The sequence below is a fragment of the Paenibacillus oceani genome (assembly GCF_014705615.1).
Taxonomy (GTDB): domain Bacteria; phylum Bacillota; class Bacilli; order Paenibacillales; family NBRC-103111; genus Paenibacillus_AB; species Paenibacillus_AB oceani.
Genome location: NZ_JACXJA010000069.1, coordinates 23,207 through 30,266, shown reverse-complemented (window position 1 = coordinate 30,266; position 7,060 = coordinate 23,207). Strand labels below are relative to the sequence as shown.

The 7,060-nt window shown below is 52.7% G+C and carries 6 protein-coding genes; all 6 read left to right on the top strand.

Going from position 1 to position 7,060, the window contains the following annotated elements; translation table 11 throughout:
* The first annotated feature begins 178 nt into the window (after positions 1 to 178).
* Complete coding sequence (locus IDH45_RS32900; protein ID WP_223837235.1) at positions 179 to 1,054, top strand: sugar phosphate isomerase/epimerase family protein; 876 nt, start codon at positions 179 to 181, stop codon at positions 1,052 to 1,054.
* Positions 1,055 to 1,172: 118 nt separating this feature from the next.
* Positions 1,173 to 1,481 (top strand): hypothetical protein, encoded by a 309-nt coding sequence (locus IDH45_RS32895; RefSeq protein WP_190932392.1) that lies wholly within the window; start codon positions 1,173 to 1,175, stop codon positions 1,479 to 1,481.
* A gap of 331 nt (positions 1,482 to 1,812) precedes the next feature.
* Complete coding sequence (gene pdxR / locus IDH45_RS32890) at positions 1,813 to 3,348, top strand: MocR-like pyridoxine biosynthesis transcription factor PdxR (protein ID WP_190932391.1); 1,536 nt, start codon at positions 1,813 to 1,815, stop codon at positions 3,346 to 3,348.
* Positions 3,349 to 3,564: 216 nt separating this feature from the next.
* Positions 3,565 to 4,776: an aminotransferase-like domain-containing protein gene (locus IDH45_RS32885; protein ID WP_190932390.1), complete on the top strand. Its 1,212-nt coding sequence runs from the start codon at positions 3,565 to 3,567 to the stop codon at positions 4,774 to 4,776.
* Between the two features lie 1,246 nt (positions 4,777 to 6,022).
* Positions 6,023 to 6,619, top strand: coding sequence for a class I SAM-dependent methyltransferase (locus IDH45_RS32880; protein ID WP_190932389.1), 597 nt, complete (start codon positions 6,023 to 6,025; stop codon positions 6,617 to 6,619).
* Between the two features lie 67 nt (positions 6,620 to 6,686).
* Positions 6,687 to 7,043, top strand: coding sequence for a GNAT family N-acetyltransferase (locus tag IDH45_RS32875; protein WP_223837234.1), 357 nt, complete (start codon positions 6,687 to 6,689; stop codon positions 7,041 to 7,043).
* Positions 7,044 to 7,060 lie beyond the last annotated feature (17 nt).

The following is a 7,060-nucleotide window of genomic DNA, read 5'->3' as shown; positions in this document are numbered from 1 at the left end:
CGCTCCTATTAAAAAATAGTTCCATTACTTTTCATTACACAAATTTCCCATCATTCAAACCATCTTTTTTGAGGTACCTAAGTAGTTACCAATTAGGAGACTTTTGCCGGATATCGGCTCTGTGCCGGTATGCCGCCTTATGAGAGAGAAAGAATTACGATTAAGGGAGAGATTTCGGTTGAAACTGACGAACAAAATCGGTGTAATCGTTGACAGCTTCGGCATTGGCGTACGCGAAGGCTTGAAAAAGGCGAAAGAGGTTGGCGCGGAAGGCGTCCAAATTTACGCGGTTAAAGGTGAAATGGACCCGGAGAATTTGTCCCCGGCGGCCAGACGCGAGCTGAAAAGCTATATCGATTCGCTTGGACTTGAAATATCCGCATTGTGCGGCGACTTGGGCGGACACGGCTTTCAGGATAAAGAGGCTAACCCGGCCAAGGTGGAAAAATCGAAACGGATCTTGGATCTGGCTCAAGATCTTGGCACGAACATCGTCACCACGCATATCGGCATCGTGCCTCACGATCATAGCGGAGAAATATTCCACACGATGCAAGCGGCTTGCGAAGAACTCAGCCAATATGCGAGCAGCATGGGCGGTTATTTCGCGATCGAAACCGGACCGGAGACGTCGGCTCATCTGAAAAGCTTCCTGGACACGCTGTCGAGCAAAGGCGTATCCGTCAACTTCGACCCGGCGAACATGGTCATGGTTACCGGCGACGATCCGGTGCAAGGAGTATATACGCTGAAAGATTATATCGTCCATACGCACGTGAAAGACGGCGTCCGTTATAAAGAAGTCGACCCTCGCGAAATCTACGGGGCCATCGGCTACGAGCCGATGGATCACGGCAAAATCGCCGAGATGGTCCGCTCCGGGGAAATCTTCAAGGAAGTTCCGCTCGGAGAAGGAAAAGTCGACTTCGACGCTTATTTCAAAGCACTTGTTGATATCGGCTACACCGGGTATTTGACGATTGAACGCGAAGTCGGCGATCAGCCGGAAGTGGATATCCGCAAAGCGGTAGACTTTATCAAACGTTTCAAATAAACAAAGACGAAGCTGGTTCCGGGTCAAGCCGGGATGCAGCTTCTTTTCGTTTCCGGCAGAAGGACAAACCGCTCCGGTTGTCGAACCTAGTAAACGTACAGAGAAAGGATGGTTTCATATGGGGAATGTATACCACGCGTTTGACCTGGATTATGAACTTTACGTTGAAGAGTCGTCAGCCCGGAGCTATCATGTAGTCATGAAAGTGTATGCCGAGGAACAACCGGTCGTCCTCCATGCTTACTCCGCCAAAGAAGCGGCGATCGCGGCTGCCCAAACGTTTCCGAAGCTGTACCGGACGGCCAGGCAGAAAGGTTTTGAGCTGAACGGGCAATATTTCGAGCATCCGTCAGGGAAATCGGTACATGTTTCGTTTGCGATGGAACCCGGCGCATCCGCCGATAAATTTATGAAAATATTAATCTGAATCAGGCTTGTCCCTAATTTCTCTAAATGGGAAGGGAATGCCGGCTTGGTCATCGATTCTTTAATAACATTAACTATTAATACAATTAATAAAATGATGAACCGTCTTCAATGCGGTTCTTTTTTGTTGTTTGGGAATGGCGGGCTCCGTGCGACGGTGTGCGTCCGAACTGGACTGAATGAATAGGAGGTTGTTCTAGCGAATGGATAACCTCGCAAAAAATGGTTGGTTGATATAGCAGTCCAATTGGCTCTTTTCAAAGCATTTTACTGTGATAAACTAAATTGGAGCGAACCATTAACGGTGTATTTCGAGGGGGTGCCCGTATTCCATGAATATTATCATTGACCGGGCTAGCCCGATTCCTATTTATTTGCAGATCAAGCAGCAGATCCGCGACCGGATCGTGACCGGGCTGCTGCCCCCGGGATATCGGCTCCCTCCTGAACGGAAGCTTGCGGAGCGGCTGGACCTCAATCGCAGCACGGTATTGAATGCGTATCACGAATTAAAGGCGGCCGGACTGGTTGAATCGTTTGTCGGGCGCGGCACGATCGTCCTGGAGACTGAGGAAACGGACGAAGGGGCCGGTGAAGTAACGGACTCCGCCTCGGCTCCGGCTCCGCTGTACTGGAAACCGATGCTGACCGCCAAGGCGGCTGCCGAAAGTTCATCGCTCATTCGCGACTTGCTGGCGCTCCCGAAGAGACAGGACGCAGTATCGTTCGGCGTCGGCGTTCCTTTGCCCGAACCCGAACTGCTGGAGGAGCTGCAGCAGATGGCGGGCCGGCTGTTCACCGAGGACCGCGGGGAGGTTATGCTGCATAGTCCCGTCGAGGGAAGGGCGTCGCTGCGCCAGGCGTTATGCGACCGGATGCGGGATCGCGGCATCCGTTGCCCGAAGGAGGAAGTGATCGTCTTATCAGGGGCTCAGCAGGGACTGGATCTGATCGCGCGAACGCTGCTCTCGCCGGGCGATTGCGTGTTGGCGGAGGAGCCGACTTACTTCAGCGCGCTTCAGACGTTTCGCGCCGCTGGAGCGACCGTGATCGGAGTACCTGTCGACGAGGACGGAAGGCTGCGACTGGATGCGATGGAATCGCTGCTTAGAAGCTACAGGCCGAAGTTCATTTACGTCATCCCCTCGTATCAGAATCCGTCCGGCCGGCTCATGGATGCATCCGTCCGAGAGTCGCTTCTGCACCTCGCGTATAGATACCGTACGCCGATCGTGGAGGAAGATCCATATGGCGAGCTTGCTTACGGGGAGAAAAGCCCGCTGCCGATCAAAGCGATGGATGAGCATGCGCACGTGTTGTATATCGGCACGTTTTCCAAGCTGCTGGGGCCGGGCATGAGGATTGGATGGATTGCGGCGCCGAAGCCGATTCTGAAAGTGATGGGACGAATGAAGCAGCTGAACGACCTTCATACAAACTCGGTTGCTCAAAAGCTGCTGGACGCCGCGCTCCGCGAAGGCGCGGTCGATCGACATCTCGCCCGAATCCGGACGTTGTACCGGGCAAGACGCGACGAGATGTGCGCTGCTCTGAAACGTTATGCGGTACCGGGGATGCAGTGGGATGTTCCGATGGGCGGTTTGTTTTTGTGGCTGCGGCTGCCGGGCGGTGTTAACGTTCAGGAGCTGGCGGTGCGAGCCGCGGATCGCGGGGTCGATTATATCCCGGGCGCGCCTTTTTTTGCCGAACAACCTAAAGGGTCCTATATCCGATTAAACTTCGCACGTGCGGACATAGAACGGATCGGCGAAGGCATCCGGCGCTTATGCGCCGCGGTGGAAGACGCGATGGAAGGTCCTGAAGTTACCGGAGAGCGCGAACAGGAAGGAACGATACCGATTGTTTGATTCACTATGCATGCGAGTTCAAAAAGTCCGGTTTTCAGCACCGAGAAGATGGGATGAAGCAAGGAAATAAGGAGCGGAGCTACGTGAGCACCGGAAGTTCCGGCTGCATTCCATATTCGATGTCGAGAAGGCTTCATGATCGGCTTCGTGATCAAAAGCGGACTTTTTGAACATCCACCGGAATTGAATATTCATAGATGGCAGGAGGCACTTCTTATGACTACGTCTTTACGATATGCAACCCGGATGGCTTCGATCAAAGCATCCGACATTCGCGAGCTTTTGAAAGTGACGGAACAGCCGGAGATGATCTCGTTTGCGGGCGGACTGCCTGCCCCCGAATTGTTCCCGCTCCAACGAATAGAGAAAATCGCCGCCCGTGTCATCCGCGAGCAAGGGATGCAGGCTCTGCAATATTCCACGACCGAAGGATATACGCCGCTGCGCGAGAAGATCGCCCGCCGGATGAACGGCAAGTTCGGCGTTTCCATGACAGCCGCAAATATTTTGATTACAGGCGGATCTCAGCAGGGACTGGATTTGACAGGGAAACTGTTTCTGGACGAAGGGGACGTCGTCTTGTGTGAAAGTCCTACATATTTGGGAGCGATTCAAGCGTTTACGACGTATCGCCCCAAGTTTGTGGAGGTGCAGACGGACGAGTTCGGGATGGACCCGGATCATCTGCGCAAGCTGCTGCAGACGGTACCGAAGATCAAGCTGATTTATGTCGTGCCCGATTTTCAAAATCCGACCGGCCGTTGCTGGTCGCTGGAACGGAGAGAACAGCTCGTGCGGCTTGCCGACGAGTTCGGGGTGGCTGTGGTCGAGGATCATCCTTACGGCGATCTGCGGTTCGAAAGCGACCCTGTGCCCACCGTGTTGTCGCTCGATCGCGAAGGCCGGGTGATTCATCTCGGCACATTTTCCAAAACGTTCTGCCCGGGGTACCGGATCGGCTGGGTTGCGGGAGAACAAGAGGTGATAACCAAATATGTGCTGCTCAAGCAGGCGACGGATTTGCAAACCTCCACCGTCGTTCAGCGCGAGCTCGATCTGTATTTGAACGAATACGATCTTGATAAGGATATCGAAGGGATCGTGGACGTCTATAGAAAACGCAGGGACGTTATGATCGAAACGTTACGCGAGGAAATGCCGGAGGAAGTCCGGTTCTCGAAGCCGGCCGGAGGGTTGTTCGCCTGGGTCCAACTGCCGGATCATCTTAACGCGAGGGATTTGCTGGAGCGCAGCTTGAAGCAGATGGTCGCATTCGTACCGGGCGGATCCTGCTTCCCGAACGGCGGTCACGAAAACACGATGAGGCTCAACTTCTCCAATATGGACGAAGCGCGAATCCGCGAAGGGGTGCGGCGGCTCGGTCAAGTGATCCGGGAGGCGCTGGCGGTTGGAGCCGGCCGGTTATAAGCGGGAGGGGAAGGCGGGCGGGAGGCCGAGTGGCCGGATGGTCAGACGCTGGTCAGACGTTGGACGCTTACGCGGTGTGCGGGAACGATGATCGTTTACGAGCAGCATAGAGTAGCGTATGATAGTTATAGGAAAAAAGCCGAAAGCATCGGGAGGATTCCAAGTCTTTTTTAGACTTGGGATGCCTCCCTTTTTGGTTGGCGATTTATTAGGTCAAGTTCGCTCGCTACGGCTTGCCGAAGCATTCGGAACTAAGAAAACTGCCCCTGCATTGGGGAGTTAGCTTCGATGGATCGATTTGAGTTGTTAACGTGCCAGCAAGTGCGGCAAACCGTGCATTGCGGTCGCTCGACCCCGTATCCCTGGCGTATGGCTTGGGTAGGAACACAAATAAGAGCGGTTTGTACGCTTTATTTGGTCCGAAATCCCGTTTGGACACGGAATAGGAGCGGTTTGGGGCTGTTAATATGCGCGAAAAGACCGCATTCCCCACCTGATGGCTGAAATAAGGGGTGCAAACCGCTTCTATTTGTCCCGGACATCCCCATATGCCGGAAATAGAGGGCATAAGAGACTCTTATTATGTTTTGAGCCCGCGCCACGCAGAGGATTTGGAGAAGGCGAACATAACCTGCTCGCAACATAGAGGTTTACGGGATACCGGCTGATTTGGAGAGAGATGTCACACGTTCTCATCTTTTGGAGTGGTTGAAGTCCCGGAAACGATCTTTTCCACGCTCAACCATGTAGTTGCACGTCCATGGACCGTCCTCCAGCGGCGGCCGAACGGTTTTTCTTAACCGATTAGCTGGAATAATGTTACAATGGAGGGGTGAGCCTCTTGGAAATTGAAGTATTCATCCGAAATGACGCAACCCTCGCTGTGAAGTTCCTTGTTTTTGACAAGGAAGGGATCGGCCGGATCAGATCCATTCCCGGAAGACGATGGCACCCGGAAGAAACCATATGGTCGATTCCGTATACACTTCTGGCGGCTGAACAGCTTCTCGCCGCATTCGCCGGCTGCCGAATTCATATTGAAGACCAATTGCTGGAGGAGTGTTATGTGTTTCAGGATTGGCTTGGTTCATAGGAGACAAGCTATCCAACATCACTGTAGGAGGCTGGAAACCGGGAGAATCGGATATGGGAGAACGTGCAGACGAGAAGCTGTCTCCATAAACTGGCGAACCGTATCAACTGGAACAAGTATAACCCGTCTATCCCATACGAGGAAGGAGATCCCATGGACGATCAAAAACTGCTGAAATATTATTTGAACATGCGGGAACCGGAGGCGTACCAATGGAACATGTCGCCGAAGAGTCTGTACTTGGAGCTGGAGACGCGGGATTTTTTGTTGAGACAGTTTGAGGCGGCTCCAGGTATGAAAGCTTGCAATATCGGAATCGGAGTTGGCGAATGGGACGATTATTTAGGATACTTCCTGCAAGGCAACGGGCAGTTGACGAGCATCGATATCGATCCGGGCATATGCGAGAGCTTTACGTATAGGCAAAAGCGGGAGGGGCATCCGAATCCGTCGGCCGTTCGGTGTGATGACTTTTTAACTTGCCCGCTGCCAAGTATGGAGTATGACCTGGTAACGATGATCGGATCGGCCCTTAACGAGATCGGAGCATACCGGAAAACGTTCACTGCCATTTCCGCTATGTTGAAGCCGGGCGGACATTTGATGTATATGGATTTGGTGAAGTATCACCGGAAAGAAGAGCTGCTTGATATCCTCGGCGAGTTGAAATGGAGGCTGGAGGCGATCGAGGCATACGAACGTTACCCGAGTATCCGCTTTTACTGTATGAAGCTTGTGAGATTGGAGTAAGGAAGATGATCAGATGACTCCTATAAGCGGATATGTACTATCGATGCCGAAACGAGGTGTTTGATTGATGTCCCATGTCATAGTAACGGAATCCGGCAGAATACGATTTAGAAAAACAAACGAGGACGATTTGGTCTTTGTTCAACAAGCCGAACAACATCCGGAGAACCGCCCCTACGTTATTACCTGGCCGCGGGAGAAGCATCTCGAAGCGATGGATAGTGAGGATCATCTTCATATGGTGATTACGGACCTGGAAGGCCGGGCGGTCGGTTATATCATAGCTGCAGGAATAACCAACCCGAATAACTGTGTAGAACTGACGCGAATCGCAATAACTGAAAAAGGGAACGGGTACGGTAAAGAAGCGATCCGCTTCTTTCAAACGTATGTGTTCGAGACTTTGCGCGCACATCGGTTATGACTGGACGTCAAAGCGCA